Source organism: Pseudogracilibacillus sp. SO30301A, assembly GCF_037072025.1.
Classification (GTDB): domain Bacteria; phylum Bacillota; class Bacilli; order Bacillales; family Amphibacillaceae; genus Pseudogracilibacillus.
In genome coordinates, this window is record NZ_JAXHDD010000006.1 from 1 (window position 1) to 17,820 (window position 17,820).

15 protein-coding genes, 1 pseudogene and 1 other annotated feature are annotated in these 17,820 nt (G+C 33.7%); all 16 genes and pseudogenes read left to right on the plus strand.

The window, feature by feature from the left end; all coding sequences use genetic code 11:
* Positions 1 to 73 precede the first annotated feature (73 nt).
* The 16 genes and pseudogenes from SPD89_RS04795 to SPD89_RS04870 all read left to right on the plus strand — a co-directional run bounded on the left by SPD89_RS04795 (position 74) and on the right by SPD89_RS04870 (position 17,591).
* Positions 74 to 349, plus strand: a complete 276-nt coding sequence (locus SPD89_RS04795; RefSeq protein WP_336260828.1) for a hypothetical protein — start codon at positions 74 to 76, stop codon at positions 347 to 349.
* A 59-nt stretch (positions 350 to 408) separates the two neighbouring features.
* Positions 409 to 3,012: an ABC transporter permease gene (locus SPD89_RS04800; RefSeq protein WP_336260829.1), complete on the plus strand. Its 2,604-nt coding sequence runs from the start codon at positions 409 to 411 to the stop codon at positions 3,010 to 3,012.
* 94 nt (positions 3,013 to 3,106) lie between these two features.
* The gene (locus SPD89_RS04805) at positions 3,107 to 3,808 is read left to right on the plus strand and encodes an ABC transporter ATP-binding protein (protein ID WP_336260830.1); all 702 of its coding nucleotides are present in this window, start codon (positions 3,107 to 3,109) and stop codon (positions 3,806 to 3,808) included.
* Between the two features lie 661 nt (positions 3,809 to 4,469).
* The gene (locus tag SPD89_RS04810) at positions 4,470 to 4,736 is read left to right on the plus strand and encodes a YabP/YqfC family sporulation protein (RefSeq protein WP_336260831.1); all 267 of its coding nucleotides are present in this window, start codon (positions 4,470 to 4,472) and stop codon (positions 4,734 to 4,736) included.
* A 24-nt stretch (positions 4,737 to 4,760) separates the two neighbouring features.
* Complete coding sequence (yqfD, locus tag SPD89_RS04815) at positions 4,761 to 5,972, plus strand: sporulation protein YqfD (protein WP_336260832.1); 1,212 nt, start codon at positions 4,761 to 4,763, stop codon at positions 5,970 to 5,972.
* A 28-nt stretch (positions 5,973 to 6,000) separates the two neighbouring features.
* Positions 6,001 to 6,951, plus strand: coding sequence for a PhoH family protein (locus SPD89_RS04820; RefSeq protein WP_336260833.1), 951 nt, complete (start codon positions 6,001 to 6,003; stop codon positions 6,949 to 6,951).
* Positions 6,952 to 6,996: 45 nt separating this feature from the next.
* Complete coding sequence (locus SPD89_RS04825) at positions 6,997 to 9,126, plus strand: HD family phosphohydrolase (protein ID WP_336260834.1); 2,130 nt, start codon at positions 6,997 to 6,999, stop codon at positions 9,124 to 9,126.
* Positions 9,126 to 9,587 (plus strand): rRNA maturation RNase YbeY, encoded by a 462-nt coding sequence (gene ybeY / locus SPD89_RS04830; protein WP_336260835.1) that lies wholly within the window; start codon positions 9,126 to 9,128, stop codon positions 9,585 to 9,587. The genes SPD89_RS04825 and ybeY overlap by 1 nt, the downstream gene beginning before the upstream one ends.
* On the plus strand, positions 9,577 to 9,936 hold the full coding sequence (locus SPD89_RS04835; RefSeq protein WP_336260836.1) for a diacylglycerol kinase family protein: 360 nt from the start codon (positions 9,577 to 9,579) through the stop codon (positions 9,934 to 9,936). The genes ybeY and SPD89_RS04835 overlap by 11 nt, the downstream gene beginning before the upstream one ends.
* A 174-nt stretch (positions 9,937 to 10,110) precedes the next feature.
* Positions 10,111 to 11,010 (plus strand): annotated as a pseudogene (era, locus tag SPD89_RS04840) (GTPase Era); the annotation flags it as partial.
* A gap of 107 nt (positions 11,011 to 11,117) precedes the next feature.
* On the plus strand, positions 11,118 to 11,258 hold the full coding sequence (locus SPD89_RS04845) for a YqzL family protein (protein WP_336260837.1): 141 nt from the start codon (positions 11,118 to 11,120) through the stop codon (positions 11,256 to 11,258).
* A gap of 26 nt (positions 11,259 to 11,284) precedes the next feature.
* Complete coding sequence (gene recO / locus SPD89_RS04850) at positions 11,285 to 12,028, plus strand: DNA repair protein RecO (protein WP_336260838.1); 744 nt, start codon at positions 11,285 to 11,287, stop codon at positions 12,026 to 12,028.
* A gap of 85 nt (positions 12,029 to 12,113) precedes the next feature.
* Positions 12,114 to 12,295 (plus strand) — a binding site (T-box leader).
* Positions 12,296 to 12,999: 704 nt separating this feature from the next.
* On the plus strand, positions 13,000 to 13,887 hold the full coding sequence (glyQ, locus tag SPD89_RS04855) for a glycine--tRNA ligase subunit alpha (protein WP_336260839.1): 888 nt from the start codon (positions 13,000 to 13,002) through the stop codon (positions 13,885 to 13,887).
* Positions 13,880 to 15,949 (plus strand): glycine--tRNA ligase subunit beta, encoded by a 2,070-nt coding sequence (glyS, locus tag SPD89_RS04860; RefSeq protein WP_336260840.1) that lies wholly within the window; start codon positions 13,880 to 13,882, stop codon positions 15,947 to 15,949. The genes glyQ and glyS overlap by 8 nt, the downstream gene beginning before the upstream one ends.
* A gap of 179 nt (positions 15,950 to 16,128) precedes the next feature.
* Complete coding sequence (locus tag SPD89_RS04865; RefSeq protein ID WP_336260841.1) at positions 16,129 to 16,758, plus strand: helix-turn-helix transcriptional regulator; 630 nt, start codon at positions 16,129 to 16,131, stop codon at positions 16,756 to 16,758.
* A gap of 11 nt (positions 16,759 to 16,769) precedes the next feature.
* Positions 16,770 to 17,591, plus strand: coding sequence for a pyruvate, water dikinase regulatory protein (locus tag SPD89_RS04870; protein ID WP_336260842.1), 822 nt, complete (start codon positions 16,770 to 16,772; stop codon positions 17,589 to 17,591).
* The last annotated feature ends 229 nt before the right edge of the window (positions 17,592 to 17,820 follow it).

Here is a 17,820-nt window from a genome sequence, read left to right on the forward strand (position 1 = left end):
TAGAATACTAGTTACATATAAACGGAACTGGACATCTTGGGAAAAGTGCCTTTTTTAAAGAAAGGGGGAAACCATGTCAAAACCATTGCGGATTATTGGCTCGGTTACTCTGCTCTTTGTTTTAATGTTCGGTACCTTTACAGTAGCACCACAGTCTCAGATTGTAGAGGCGAATACAAGTACTAATGTACAACCTAGCAGTTGTTCTAGCTGGGAAACGTATAAAACGACTTACAAGTGTGTTCACCGCAATCAAACCATTGTAACATATTATGAAAGAAGGTATTGTCCAGGAAAAGGATGGGAGACTCGTGTAAGGACTAAAACGATCAATGGCTGTATGAATTAATGTTCGGAACAGTGATGGGAAGGTTTATTCCTTCCCATCTTTAAACTAGGGGTGAAATAATGTTATGGGTGATGCTTAGAAATTTAACCTATTACTGGCGTTCGACTCTGGCTGTGATAGTAATATTGGTTCTAATCGGACTGGCTTTCAACTATACATTACAAACTTCCGAACAGATAAAGGTAGAAGCAGATGTCCAATTAACAGAGAAATGGCGTACGGGTTATGACCTTTTAATCAGTCCCACTGCAGATAACGATGATAATGGTAAAGAATCCATAGAATTGACTGCAACTGGTTTTAGTTCATCTGATGTATTAGATGGATTGGTACGGCGAGGGGATATGGCAAACCATCAAGAAGGAATATCTTTACAACATTATGAAACGATTAAAAAAATAGAAGGAGTTCAAGTTGCTGCACCGCTCTCGTTTATTGGTTATGTTGAAAACGAAGGAATAAATCTTAATTATGGAATTGAAGAATACGGGTTTTATGATATGGAAACATCGACAAAGGTTTTTGATGGAATCCGTTACCGAGATGTGACACAGGATTTTTCATCTGATATTTCCGTTACCCAGTATGTCAATCCAAAAGATGAAGAGGAAATATTTAATCGTTATGAGGAGATTCTAGAAAAAGGGCAGTGGGGTCCAAGCTCAAGTGGATTAATGACTTTGCTTCGAAGTGATGGGAGCGCATGGTCTATGGTCGCAATCGATCCCATTCAAGAAGCAAAATTATTACAAATGGATGCCGCAATTGTTGAAGGAGATTTTTTTAAGGAACATCAGGAACTAAAAGAAATTAATGGGGTACCTGTTGTACCACTAATTTTGCTAAATCAGCCTTATGACACGATTTTTTCTGCGACAATTAACAAGATTGAAGTACCGACCTTGGATGTTGATCAATTGATAAAGGCGGGTGGTAGAGATTATTTAAAAACATTACCACAAGAAAATGTAGTAGAAATAGAATTAAACCCATTTAGTGAAAAGTATTTTTTTCATATAGGAGAAATTAGTCTAGAGAATGGAGTTTTGAAAGATAGTTTGATGGATGGGTTTATATATACGGATCAGCGTTCAGTTTTAGATTATTCGCCTCTACAATTTCGACAGAAGAAAGTGGAATTATCGAAAGGTGTACCAGTTGTTGAAGCAATCGCACAATCCAGTCGTGGAGAGCAAATAAACTATCGCAATAGTACTTATCTTGATTTAACGAAGGAATTTGGATTTGAAATCGTTGGGAGATTTGACGCTACTTTACTAGAAAATACATTTACAACAAGTGATAAACCTGTTCCGCCAGACTATTACCGGCCGGAAAATGTTTATATTACCCATGATACAAATGGTGCACCCTACGAAGAACCTTACATTTACGAAAGCTCCCCTTATAAAAGTGGATATTATACAGGTGGAATTGATGCAATTACTACATTAGTAGCTGCGGAGTATCTACTTGAAGAGAAACCAATCTCCATTATTCGAGTTATTGTGGAAGATGTTGGTGTACGGAATTCAGAAAGTATGGCAAAAGTGGAGCGTGTTGCACAACAAATTAAGGAGCAAACCAATTTGCAGGTAGATATTATGCTTGGAAGCGCAGATCGCAAAGTAAATGTACTGTTAGATACTTATGAAAATATTCCGGGATATGGATATTTATTGGAAGGGTGGAGTGAAGAAGGAGCTTCTTTTGTCATTGAAGACCGTGTTAGTACAACGACATTACTTCTTACACTATATATTTTAGCTATGGGGTTAATTTGCCTTGGATTGATTTATCGTAATTATACAGAAAATCGAAAGCGAGATATTAGCGTATTGTACACGTTTGGTTGGTCAAAATGGAAAATTGTTCAATCCTTGTTATTGGAGTCTTCCTTCATACTTATTTTTGTTTTGGTGTGCTTTGGGTTTTTACGATTAATCCTTGGACAGTCATGGGGGTCAGAGCAGATGTTGTACGCAATTTTATTTAGCGTTGCATTATCTGTCATTGTAATGATTAGTTTTTATGTTTTACCAATTATTCGTTATATGGAGAGTAATTTACATTTACGTGGTGGAAATCGTTCTAAATCTACTTTTTTATCTACTAAACCTGGAGAAACATTGTGGGTATTAGGCTTTCGAAATATGGTACGTCATCCCATTAGAAGTATAACGAAAGCACTTATTATTATTACAACATTGATTTATGTGACAGTCTTTTTAATTTCTAAAAACCAAGCATCTTCTTTACTCATGTTAACTTTTCTCGGCGAAAATATTGATATAACTCTAGAGCCAAATCAACGGTTATTATTTATCATTGGAATTTTACTTGCGTTATTTAGTTATGTTGCGATTCATATAAACCAAACGGAAGCAAGGATGCGTGAAATTCAGTTATATGAGTCTTGGGGTTGGCAGACTCATCGATGGGCATCACTATATTTATTAGAAGAAATGATGATTAACAGTGTTTCTGTTTGCGTTGGAGTGATCGTTAGTTATATGTTTTTAACATCATTAACAGATGATATTACATTCAGTCTAGTGCAAGTTAATTTGTACATATTAGCAGGGTTGGCAATTAGTCTTTTCATTAGCGCAGGAACTTTACTAATTCGTTCAAAACAATATCAACTAGGAGAATTTCATTAAAGTGCGTTTTCAAAAATGAGGATAAAAAAGCGTGGTGTAACTTTGAACAACCTTTTAATTCTATTTGGATGGTTAAGTGAAAAGGGGGGAAATAATGATTGTTTTAAGGAATGTATCTAAATCCTTTATATCAGAGTCCGAAAGTGTAGATGTATTGCGGAATGTGTCTATATCCGTTCAAGGTGGTCAATTTATTAGTGTGATTGGTCCATCTGGTTCGGGAAAAACAACGTTACTTCAAATAATGGGATTACTAGAAATTCCAACAGATGGGGAAATAATGATTGATGGGCAAAAAGTTAATCAACTTTCAACAAAAGAAAGAAAGCATTTACGACGTAATAAAATAAGCTATGTATTTCAGCAATATCAATTACTTCCAGCATTAACAGCTATTGAGAATATTATGTTACCCGTATTACAGTTTAAAAAGAATCGTGAAGTATTAAAACGAGCCGAGTATTTGCTTGAACAAGTTGGACTATCCCATCGTAGAAATCATATACCTGCAAAACTATCAGGGGGGGAGCAACAAAGAATCGCTATAGCTCGAGCATTAATGACAAATCCAGACATCATTTTGGCAGACGAAATGACCGGAAATTTAGATGAAGAAACAGCAGAAAAAATAATGGATTTATTCCAAAAGATTCACCAATCTGAAAAGAAAACGATCGTTATTGTGACACATAATCTAGATCTAATTAAATATACAGAGGTTTCGTATCAACTACGGAATGGTATGTTAACTAAAATTGAAACGGCTAATTCAATTAGCCAAGAAGCTCGTACATGAAAGACATATTTCAAAAATAAAAAATGCGATAAAGGGAATGGAAAAAACTCTCTAGAAAAATTTCCCCTCAAGTTTCGGTTTGATGGTTATTAAATCCCCGTGTAGCAACACTTACGTATTTCATTTGGCCACTGCCATTAAAAAATTGAAAAATAAATTTTATTACAACATAGTTAATAGTATGGCAAATGTTCCATTTGATCAAAAGCTTTTACCGAAACTTGGGTTATTCATTATTTGTGTCCAATGATTGCCAACTGCCCCCTTTCTTCATTCATGTGTATCGATTCGAAGTGTAAAGCTTCACTTTCTTCCTCAAATATGAGATCGTTTTGTTCAAATTCCTTTAGTAGGAATACTGTACTTTCCTATAAATAGTATGCTAAATTTTTTGCATAATAAATATAGATGTTGAATAGTTTAAATCGGTAGGGAGCCCTTTGATTGTTGCTGCAATCAAAGGGCTCTTTTATCATAATGAACTTTCAAATACTTTATAAAAAATTTTTGTCCGTAAGTCAGTCGCGGTACGGGTTGAGAAATAAGCATATCGTTTTTTATGTTATAAGCCTCTTTAATAATAAGTTTCCAATAAACATGTTCTTATCTTTTTCCTTTCAACATATTTATATGTAGAGAGGAGAAATGTGGAGTGAAATTTATGAAGCGAGTCATGCAACCATTTATTAATAAAAATCTATCACTTCCTTCCGATTCATTGTCTCTTCCAACAGTAACGATTACTGGAGATAAGCGTGTTGCAATTGAACAACATTATAAATTAATCTCATTTACAGAAAAAATAATTAAGCTACAATGTGAAAATGGCATTATTCAAATAAGTGGCGATATGTTGGTGATCAAACTAATGTATCCGAGAGAGATCATCTTAGAGGGCAACATCAAAGAAGTAAGTTTTGAATCTTAATATGTTGTTTTACTAGGAGGCAGTATGAAACGAATACAAGGAAAAAACGTCGTCGGTTATGTGACAGTTAAAGTGAAAGGAAAACGTCCCGAAGTATTTTTTCAAGCATGTACAGATGCTGGAATTCCAGTTTGGGATATAAAAAAACAAAATAACTCCGTATGTTTAGGTAAAATTTATTTAATTCATGTAAAAAGATTAAAAGTACTTTTACAAAATTATCCGTATGAAGTTGAAATAATCAATCGAAAAGGGTATATTAATTTTTTCAGTTATATTTGGACAAGGAAAGAACTCCTCTTGTCAATCCTTCTTTGTAGTGCAATTATTTTCTTTCTTTCTAATATCATTTGGAAAGTCGAAATAAACGGTGTCTCGGTCGATATTGAGGATAAACTCGAAAAAGAATTGGCTTCCTATGGTCTTTACGAAGGGGCATGGATCTATTCACTTGAATCATTGGATATTGTGCAAGAACAAATAGTAAATGATGTACCCGAGTTATTGTATATCGGAATTGAAAAAAAGGGGACAACTTATACAGTTGATGCTGTAGAAAAATTAGTTGTAAAAGAAGAATCGGAACCGGCTCCGCAACATTTGATAGCTGCTAAAAATGGTATAATCCAAAAAATGTTTATTAAAAAAGGTTCTCCTGTTGTAAATATTAATGATTACGTAAAAAAGGGGGATGTTTTAGTATCAGGAGTAATGGAAGAAGCAAAAAATGAGAACGAAGAGGAAAGTTCAGAAAAATTAAAGGAGATTGTGACCTCTGCAGAAGGTGAAGTATTTGCTAATACATGGTATGAAGTAAATGTTACTAGTTCACTTTATCAACATACTGAAAAATTGTCTGGAGATAAAATTACAAAATATAGTTTGAACATAGGGAAGTGGCAACTGCCGATTTGGGGATTTAAAAAGATTCCATATGAGCAAGTGTTTGAAGAAACAGAAGTAATACCTGTATATCTTTTGAAGTGGAAATTACCCTTTAATCTAATTGAACGAACAATTTATGATAAAGAATCGTTTACTCAAATTAGGAGTGAGGAAGACGCGAAAAATATTGCGATTGAACATGTTAAAGAAGATTTAAAATTAAAATTGGGGAAGGACTCTGAAATAATTAAATATTATGTTTTGCATGAAACAGTAGACAATGGTAAAGTAAAAATGAACTTATATATTAGTGTGACAGAAAATATTGCAATTGGTAAACAAATAAAATAATGAAGGAAGTTTAAAAAGGAGTTACGTAATGGCAGAAAACTTGGAGCAGATTGACCTGCAAATAGATAATTCTAACGAAGCAAGAGAGCTATTTGGAAATAGTGATAATTTTTTAAAACGAATAGAAGAAGAACTGCAGGTTTCAATAATAACACGTGGAGAACAAATTCAAGTTTCCGGAAAGCAAATTGAGCTCGTAGAGATGGTCTTAAACAGTCTATTGAATATTATTAAGAAAGGTCTCTCCATTACAGAAAGAGATGTTTTGTATGCTATTAAGCTAGCTAAAGAAGGTAAGATCAATCAATTTGAAACGTTGTTTGAAGATGAAATTACTAAAAATGCAAAAGGTAAACCAATTCGTGTTAAAACATTAGGACAGAAATCCTACATTAACGCAATAAGGAGACATGATCTTGTTTTTGGAATTGGACCAGCCGGAACCGGAAAAACTTATTTAGCTGTCGTAACAGCAGTCGATGCGTTAAAAAAAGGGCATGCAAAAAGAATTATTCTAACGCGTCCAGCTGTAGAAGCAGGAGAGAGTTTAGGATTTTTACCAGGAGATTTAAAAGAAAAAGTTGATCCTTATTTAAGACCACTTTATGACGCTCTCCATGATGTTTTGGGAAGAGATCAAGCGACTCGATTAATAGAAAAAGAAATTATTGAAATTGCCCCATTAGCTTATATGCGTGGAAGAACACTCGATAATGCATTCGTTATTTTGGATGAAGCACAAAATACAACACCCGAGCAAATGAAAATGTTCTTAACGAGACTTGGATTTGGCTCAAAAATGATTATTACAGGAGACATTACACAAATAGATCTTCCAAAAGGTGTAGAATCTGGTCTTCAAGTAGCGAATAGAATGCTTGGAACAGTTAAAGAAATTGCATTTATTTATTTGGATGAATCGGATGTTGTGCGCCATCCGCTTGTTCAAAAAATTATCCATGCATATGAAAACAATTAACATTTACTAAGCGCTATTTCTGGGGAACTGTTGGGGTGAATACATTTGAAGAAATTTTTCGAAACTATATTATTAATTTTCAATCGAAAATCAAGATGGGTTGCCGTTTTTTTACCGATATTAATATTGGGAGTAACCTTTTTTTTATTAGCAATGAATAATGTTTATTCACAGACATATGAGTTAGAACGTTTTGACCGTGCAAAAGAAACAATTCGTTCCCCGATTACGATCGAAAATGAACTCGAGACAGATCGAAAAATAAGAGAAACTGTCTTGGCAGTTGGTGACAGATATACCATTTTAGAAGAAATAACTGAAGATCAAATTAATTATATAGAAGAGATTTTTGATGCAGTAAGTACATTAGTAAAAGAAACGTCTTCCGATAAAGATGCGACTGATCCAAGTCACTTAGGTTATGATGAGATTGTAAATCAATTACAGGAAATACTATCACCTGAAATAACAGATAAAGTGGATGAGCTTGTTTTTATGGATTTAATCCAAATTGAAGAAAAAGAAAGAAATCATGGAAAAGATGTATTTATAAAAGCAGTAACAAAAGTATTAAATGATGGGGTTAGAATTGAAAATATTCAAAGTTCAAAAGAAGAGGTAGCCTCTATTATTAAATATTCCGCATTAAATACAGAAGTCAAAGAAACATTGAACGAACTAATTGACTTTGCAATTGTTGAAAATTCATTTTTTGATGTGGAAAAAACGATGGAAGCAAGAAATGAAGCAGCAAGTAGTGTTGAACCAGTTGTGATAAGATCTGGGGATATAATCGTCCGAGAAGGCCAAATAATCACAAATGAAATATACGAAGATTTAAAATTAGTTGGTGTATTAAATCAAGAAAAGAGTATTTTACCTGGAATTGGCCTAGCTTTATTTATATTGATGATCGTTAGCTTAGTTGGGTATGAATTAAATAGACTTTACCAAAGAGAAGAACTTGATCAAGGTCAAATTCTAGCAGTAATTCTTATTAGTGTTATTATGGCTGTTATAATGAAAGTCGTTAGCCTATATATAGATCAGGTAAATCACCTTTATTTGCTTGTCCCGGTTGCAACGGGTGTATTATTATTAAAAATGCTAATATATGAACGACTGAGTATCGTATTTTCAATCGTGTTTGCCTTTCTTGGTAGCATATTATTTAACGGAGAAATACCTGGAACCTTAAATATAGAAGTGGGAATTTACTTTTTCTTCTTTCAGCTTGCCGGAATTATATTTTTAAGGAATATTAAAGACCGTGTTACGATAATTATAGCAGCATTTGGAATGGCTATAGTAAATGTTATGACGATTGCTATGTATATATTCCTTTCATTTGAAAAGTTTGAAATAATAACATTTTCGATACATGTAAGTTTTGGTATTGGGGCTGCAATATTATCTGCAGTCTTAACAATAGGGTTATTACCATTTTTTGAAACAGGTTTAGGGATTTTGTCAGATGGTAAATTACTTGCATTAGCGAATCCAAATCAACCCTTGTTACGAAAACTTTTAACAGAGGCACCAGGAACCTACCACCACTCGGTAATGGTGGCTAATTTAAGTGAAGCTGCATGTGAGGCAATTGGTGCAAAAGGATTGTTGGCACGCGTCGGGTCTTATTACCATGATATTGGGAAAACTAAAAAACCCCATTATTTTATTGAAAATCAAGTAGCTATTAGAAACCCACATGATTTTATAGAACCTGAAAAAAGTGCCAATATTATTATTAATCACACTTTAGACGGTGCCGAAATGTTAAAACAGCAAAAATTACCAAAAGAAATTATCGACATTGCTGAGCAGCACCATGGCACTTCTCTTGTTAGTTATTTTTATCATAAGGCTAAAGAGAAGGATGAAGATGTAAATGAAGAAGATTTTCGTTATCCAGGACCTAAGCCTTCCACAAAAGAAGGGGGAATTATTTCTATTTGTGATTCTGCAGAAGCGGCAGTTAGATCACTAAAAGAGCCTTCCCCAGAAAAAATTGAAAAAATAGTTGATTCAATCGTTAATAATAAATTAATGGATGGGCAATTAGATGCCACGCCACTAACTTTAGAGGAATTGCATATTATTAGGGAAACGGTTTGTGAAGCATTAAAGGGGATATTTCATTCTCGTATTCAATATCCTACAAAGGAGGCCAACTGATGCATATTGATGTTTATGATAAAACGAATACGTTATCTGAGAATCAAATACAATTGTTAAAAGATGTACTTCAATTTACGGCAGAAAAAGAAAAGATAGTTCATGATGTGGAGTTATCAGTAACCATTGTAACAAATGAGGAAATTAAACATTTAAACAATCAATATCGAAATAAAAATGAACCAACAGATGTCTTATCATTTCAGATGGATAATCCTTTTATGGAACATGAAAATGAAATTAATTATGAACCACTGCAAATAGGGGATATAATTATTTCTATCGAGAAAGTAAATGAACAAGCTACAAGATATAATCATTCGCTTGACAGAGAATTAACTTTTCTTGCTATTCATGGTTTTCTTCACTTATTGGGATATACGCATGATAATAAGGAAAATGAAAAAGTTATGTTTCAAAAACAAGATACTATTTTAGAGGAGTTTAAACTTGGAAGGTAATGGGAAAAGAGGTATAGGGCTGGAGTATGCCTTAAACGGCTTAAAAGAAGCCTTTATAAGAGAGCGTAATTTCCGGATTCATCTTTTTATAGCGACCATTGTGATCATTACTGGATTTTATTTCCGCCTTAAATGGTTCGAATGGATATTTATAATCATCATGATACAGACCGTTCTTATTACAGAGCTAATTAACAGTCTAATTGAACGAATTATTGATTATATAAAACCAGAACTTCATCCCAAAGCAAAAATTATTAAAGATATATCGGCAGGTGCTGTATTAGTTGCAGCTATTACTTCCATTATTGTTGGGTTAATTATTTTTATTCCCAAAATAGTTTTGTAAAGCAATCCGCTAGAATGTGCGGATTTTTTCTTTCTAAACATATAATAGTTCTTTAATTAACAAATAGCGAATTAATGCGAAATTTATCTTTCTTTTAAAAGCTTTGTCGAAATGATTAAAATAAATTTGAATCTATAGTATTATATGTAAAATAACAGGGACAATCAGGAGGATAAAATGGAAAAAGAGCACCATTCAGGATTCGTCACAATTATTGGCAGACCAAATGTAGGAAAATCTACATTAATAAATCAAATTGTTGGAGAAAAAATCTCCATCATTAGTGATAAAATTCAAACGACAAGACATACAATTCACGGGATTGTTTCCGAAGAAGATGCCCAAATTATCTTTATTGATACTCCGGGAATCCATAAGCCGAAACACCGATTAGGTGACTATATGGTTGACGTTTCTATTCAATCACTAGAAGACGTAGATGTGGTATTGTTTATGATCAATGCAAAAGAAGGGTATGGAAAAGGTGATGAATTTATTTTAGAAAAACTTAATAATGTAAAAAGCCCGGTATTTTTATTAATAAATAAGGTCGATCTTATCCACCCCGACGAATTATTTCCGATCATTGATCAATATAAAGATAAATGTGAATTCGAAGAGATAATACCAATTTCGGCTTTAAATGGGAATAATGTCAAGAATTTAATATCTTTAATTAAGCAGCATTTACCTGAAGGTCCAAAATATTACGGGGATGATCAGTTATCGAATAAAACGGAGCGATTTATGTATAGTGAGATTATTAGAGAGAAAGTATTAATCCATACAAAAGAAGAAGTTCCACATTCGATTAATGTAATGATTGAATCACTAAAAGAAAAAAACCACAATAACATGTATATTCAAGCATTAATAATAACAGAACGAAAATCTCAAAAAGGGATTTTAATTGGCAAACAAGGGAGTATGCTTAAAAAAATTGGTCAAGAGGCTAGGGAAGAAATTGAAGCGATGACTGGAAAAAAAGTTTTTCTAGAGCTATGGGTTAAAGTACAGAAAGACTGGCGAAATAGACAGTCATTATTGGCACAATATGGATTTAATAATGAATAACATTGGTAAAATTTAATACTCATTATTGTGGCTGAATAGGAAATTCTAATAGTAAGTTGCATTTTCACGTATTTACAACAAATATAAAAAGGAAAGGAAGGTTTCTTGTGAATAATTTAATTTGGAGTTTATTTCAAAAAACAGGAAACGTTGAAACCTATTTATTGTTGAAAGAGTTAGAAAATGAACAGCTTGAAGAAGAGAAAATTGAAAGCGAAGATATTGCATCATTGCAGACAAGAATGTAGCATATATATTTAAGGAGAAAATATATATGCTGAAACAATTAGAAGGAATCGTATTAAAAACCCATGATTATGGGGAAACCCACAAAATTTTATCAATTTTTACGAAAGAACTTGGGAAAATCTCCGCTATCTCAAGAGGAGCAAATAAACCCAAAAGCAGACTTAGCGCCATTTCTCAAGTCTTTATTCAAGGTGATTTTTTAATCTATGTTACGAAAGGATTAAGCACAATACAACAGGGGCAAATTATTCGCTCACATCGTTATATTAGAGAAGATATTGAAAAAACAGCTTATGCTTCCTATATCATCGAATTAACCGATAAAACCATAGAAAGAACGGAACCTGATCCGTTTATCTATGACCAGTTAGATCGAACACTGAACTGGATAGACGAAAATGAAGCGTTTTTAATTCCAGTAATGATGTATGAGTTGAAGCTGTATAAAAAAGGTGGCTTCGCTCCGGTTACAAGTCGTTGTGTCAATTGTGGCAACACAATCTATCCATTTGCTTTTTCAATCCAAGAAGGTGGATTGCTTTGTGAACAATGTAAACACCTTGACCAGCGAGCGGTTTTTTTAGAAAATGCGATCGCTAGATTATTACCTATTCTTGAAAATGTTGGTATAGAAAGAGTAGGTAATATATCTGTAAAAGATTATAATATTCAATTGTTGCGAAATTTATTAAACAATTATTATGATCAATATGGTGGCTATTCCTTAAAGTCTAGAAAGTTTTTATCGCAATTAGACTTATTTAAATAATGGCTTATTTAAATAATATTCAATTTTTAAAAGAAAATGATAATCGTTGCAAAAATGCGAAAAATTTTGTATGATTTAATTGTATGAAAATGCATCGAAAGAGAAAAGTACGAATTGCACCCTATTTATAGCGAGTCCAGGATAGTGAAAGCTGGATAATAGTACAATGTCGGAAGGCACTCTGGAGCATTTTTAAAGAAAGTGGCTGGATACTTATAAAGTTGAAAGCAAGTAGGGTGGAACCGCGGGCAAAAATCCGTCCCTATGTCTTTTTATAAAAAAGACATAGGGACGGATTTTTTTATAAATTGACTAAATGCGTAGTAGAAGTAAACTGTGCAGTAGTGAAAATTTAAATACTAACGAAATGTAGACAAGTAAAATGCCGCTACGGAAATACACTCCGCTTTCCGTGGGCGGCTGATGAGCCCCTTCGTGCTACGCACTTGTGTCTCACCTAGGCCTATCCTCCCACAGGAGTCTCCGTGTATTTCCTTCGCTGAAAGGATGCATGTTTTTCCAACTAGCGTAGGCAGAATACGTAGACTCTTGCGGGAACAGCAAACGGTTTTCGATGGGACGAACGATAGTGGCAGTCCCACGTGTCCGAAGACCCCGCAGCGGTGGTCTTCCGCAAGGAGGCTGAGGTAGTGCCCGCGGAAAGCGAAGTATTCTGCCGAAGCGGTATTTCATCACCAATTTAGCAAGGAAGTGAGCAAACACTTATTGTATTTCCGTAGCGGTATTTACATCGCAACTTTGTTTGATATTTACAAAGAAAATTACTCAAGTTACTGCACAGTTTATGGAAATTACGATGTATGCCTGTGATTGCATGAAGGTAACTTTGAAGTTTCGATATGTTGTAGAATTAATCTGAATTCAACTCTTGCCAGTTTAATGGAATAATCGTTACTTTGAATCTGCAAAAGTAAATAACGAATAATTAATTATGTATAAGGAGAGACGAAATGAATATTCAAGAAATGATTTTAACGTTACAGAAATATTGGTCTAAGCACGACTGTATTTTAGTACAAGCATACGATGTCGAAAAAGGAGCGGGAACTATGTCTCCAATGACTTTATTAAGAAGCTTGGGACCTGAACCTTGGAATGTTGCTTATGTAGAACCTTCACGCCGACCTGATGACGGTCGTTATGGAGAAAATCCCAATAGACTTTACCAACATCATCAATTTCAAGTAATTATGAAACCTTCACCAGATAATATCCAGGATCTATATTTAGAATCCTTATTTGAATTAGGAATCAATCCATTACACCATGATATTCGTTTTGTAGAAGATAACTGGGAAAATCCGACCCTTGGTGCTTCAGGACTTGGCTGGGAAGTATGGTTAGATGGGATGGAAATTACGCAGTTTACTTACTTTCAACAAATTGGTGGTTTAGAGGCAAATCCAGTTGCAGTTGAACTAACGTATGGAATTGAAAGGTTAGCATCTTATATTCAAGATAAAGAAAATGTGTTTGATTTAGAATGGGTTAATGGTGTAACATATAAAGATATTTTCTTGCAACCAGAATATGAACACTCTACGTATGCATTTGAAACATCTAACACGGATACATTGTTTACGCTCTTTTCCTTGTACGAAGAAGAAGCGAAAGCAACAATGGAAAAAGGCTTAATATTTCCTGCATATGATTATGTTTTAAAATGTTCTCATACATTTAATTTACTTGATGCAAAAGGTGTCATATCGGTAACCGAACGTACAGGATATATTGCAAGAGTAAGAAATCTTGCTAGAAGTATTGCAAAAGCATACATCAAGGAAAGAGAAAGCTTAGGATTTCCAATGTTAAAAATGGAGGAAAAGAATAATGAGTAATCATGTGTTATTTGAAATCGGTGTGGAAGAATTGCCAGCAAGATTTATTGATTATGCTGAAGAACAACTTAAAGACAAAACAGAAAAATGGTTACAAGATAATCATCTTGAATACAAAAAAATTAAAACATTTTCAACCCCAAGACGTTTAGCGATTCAAATTCATGCCCTTGCTTCAGAGCAAACTACAATTACAGAAGAAGTAAGAGGTCCCCAAGAAAAAATTGCTAAAGATGAAAATGGGAACTGGACAAAAGCGGCGATTGGATTTACAAAAGGACAAGGTAAACAACTAGAAGATATATATGTAAAAGAATTAAACGGCATTTCCTATATATTCGTTGAAAATACAACGGAGGGAAAAAGAGCTGAAGAAATATTACCAAATTTTTCAGAAATAATTTCTGCGATTGCCTTCCCACAAACAATGCGATGGGGGAGTGACAGTTATCGTTTTGCAAGACCTATACGCTGGTTAGTTGCACTGTTAAATGATAAGGTTATTCCTTTTGAAGTGGCTCATGTTAAGACTAATAATATTACATATGGGCATCGTTTTTTAGGTGACAAAATGATAATTACTGATCCACTGAAGTATGAATCCATTTTAGAAAATAATTATGTTATTCCAGATGCTAAAAAACGCGAATCCATGATTGTTGAGCAAATAAAGGAACTAGAAAACAAAGAAGGATTTCAAATTGCCGTTCATAATGAACTTTTACAAGAAGTTCGAAACTTGGTAGAATATCCAACTGTATTCTTTGGGAAATTTGCAGAAAATTATCTTGAGCTTCCTTCTGAAACATTAATTACATCAATGGCAGAGCATCAAAGATATTTTCCGGTTTATTCACATGAAGACGGAACATTACTTTCTTATTTTGTTGGTGTTCGAAATGGTGATAAAGAGCATATTGAAAATGTAGTGAAAGGAAATGAAAAAGTATTACGTGCTCGTTTAAAAGACGCTGAATTTTTCTACGATGAAGATAGAAATCGATCAATTGATTATTATTTAGAAAAATTGAAAACGGTTGTCTTTCAAGATAAAATCGGAACAATTTATGAAAAGACGCAACATGTAGTTTCCATAACTGAACAGATAAACCGGAAATTGCAGCAAACAGATGAAGTAATGGAACTATCAAAACGGGCGGCAGAAATTAGCAAGTTTGACTTAGTTACTGACATGGTAAATGAATTTCCAGAGTTGCAAGGGATTATGGGTGAAAAATATGCACTTCATTTTGGGGAAAAAGCACCTGTTGCAGCAGCTGTTAAAGAACATTATTTCCCAATCCAAGCTAATGGAGAATTACCAAAAACAGTAGTTGGTTCGGTTGTAAGTGTTTCAGATAAGCTAGATACAATTATAGGTTGTATCTCAGTTGGACTTACTCCTACTGGTTCACAAGACCCGTACGGTTTAAGACGTCAAGCAATTGGTATTTTGCGGATTCTTTCAGAACAGAGATGGGAAATTTCCGTAGAAGAGTTAGTATCAATTACAGAGAATTTATATGAAATTAACGACACAGAGGTAAAGGATAATATAAATAGCTTTTTAAAAAATCGAGCAGCCTATATTCTAAGTGAACACGGTATTGATCAAGACGTCGTACAGGCTGTATTAGCTAAGGAAATTGGTGTTTTTCATTATACGATTGAAAAGGCAAAAATTTTATCAAGAATGCGCAATGACGATGCATTTAGAAGTATCCAAGAAGCGTTAGTCCGAGTAATGAATCTAGGAAAAAAACAGGAGCAAACAAATATTGAGCAAACATTGTTCCGAACAGACTCAGAAAAAGAGTTATACAACAAGTATGTGCAAGTAAAGGATTCCGTTAATGAAGCAATATTAAAACTAGATGCCGAAAAAGCATTAGTTGAATTAGGTAAATTAACAGAAGAGATTCATTCGTTTTTTGAACATACAATGGTTATGGTTGAAGAGGAAAACATTAAGAATAACCGTCTAGCCCTCGTACATGTCATATCCAATCTCATCGAACAATATGCAGATATGACACTAATTGAATGGAAACAGCATAAATAATAGTGATAAATCGATATTACGTATGAAGGAGAGGTTTTAATTTTAGCAATCCTTAAAACTCTCCTGTTATACCATTAAATAAAGAAACTGATCCTAGTTTAAACATTGTCCTTTTCAATTCTTTCATACTATAATATTTCATAAGGAAAGCATCACATGTACATGTGGGTGGTGATAAAGTGGAGTTATCAGAGCGCCAAGAAAAAATAATTGAAATTGTAAAAGAAAATGGCCCAATTACTGGAGAACAAATTGCCGATAGGTTAAGTTTATCTCGGGCAACATTACGTCCAGATTTAGCAATTTTAACGATGGCAGGCTATCTAGATGCAAGACCCCGAGTCGGTTATTTTTTTACTGGGAAAACCGGTTCGGAATTACTGACTGAAAAAGTAAAAAAATATAAAGTTAAAGATTTTCAGTCTGTACCAGTTGTAGTGAAAGAAGATGATTCTGTCTATGATGCTATTTCATCGATGTTTCTTGGAGATGTAGGTACATTATTTGTCGTAAATGAATCAGGCTGCTTAACTGGTGTTTTATCCCGTAAAGATTTATTGCGTGCGAGTATAGGAAATCAAGATTTGAATACGATTCCTGTACATATCATTATGACAAGAATGCCCAATATTACAGTTAGTAGATCAGAAGATTTGCTTATCGAAAGTGCTAAAAAATTAATCGACAAACAAATTGATGGTTTACCAGTAGTTAAAGATACGCCTGAAGGCTTACATGTAATTGGGCGAATTACAAAGACAAATATTACAAAAGCATTTGTAGAAATAATACTCGATGAACAAGTTTAGAAAGAGGGATAATGATGAATAGCCCATCCGTATATGTATTATCTGATTCAGTAGGTGAAACTGCAGAACTCGTTATTAAAGCTGGATTAAGTCAGTTTACAAATGGTAATTATAAAATCCAACGAATTCCATATGTTGAAGATAAAGTTACAATTGACGAAACGCTAGAAATTGTAAAAGGTAAAACAGCAATAATTGGCTATACATTGGTTGACCCTGAGTTAAGAAATTATATGAATAGCCGAGCTAAAGAACTAAATATAGAAGTTGTAGATTTTATGGGGCCTATGATGGAAGCAATGGAGAGGACATTTAAAAATGCGCCTCGACTAGAACCAGGTCTTGTATATAAGCTTGATAAAGATTATTTTAAAAGAATAGAAGCGATTGAGTTTGCGGTCAAATATGATGACGGTAGAGACCCAAGAGGGATTGCAAGGGCGGATATAGTCCTTATTGGCGTTTCTCGAACTTCTAAAACACCATTATCGCAATACTTAGCACACCAAAGACTTAAAGTAGCTAATGTACCTGTAGTTCCAGAAGTCGACCCTCCAGAAGAATTATTTCGAATCGATAAATCAAGATGTATCGGTTTAAAGATTAGCAGGGACAAATTAAATGAAATTCGCAAAGAAAGATTAAAAGCCTTAGGATTAGGTGACCATGCAACGTATGCGACATTAAAAAGAATTGATGAAGAATTGGAGTTTTTTGAAAAAATTGTTAAGAAAATTGGTTGCGATGTTATTGATGTATCAAATAAAGCTGTTGAGGAAACTGCAAATATTATCTTACAAAAGTGTCGTAAAGAAAATCGCCTAACAGATTAGACATTTTAATATATTTATATTATAATAATATGTTGTACTGTAGATATACGTTTAGAAGTTGGGGAAAATGGGAATATAGTAAGAATAAGTATAAATATTATTAAACATTCCTTCTTTTACATAATGGAATATATAAAGAAGGAAATTTTTTTTCGATAAGTTAAAAAGTTTGTCGAAAGATGCAGGACTTTTTAACGAGAATCTAGAAATTATATATATCAAGTAAATA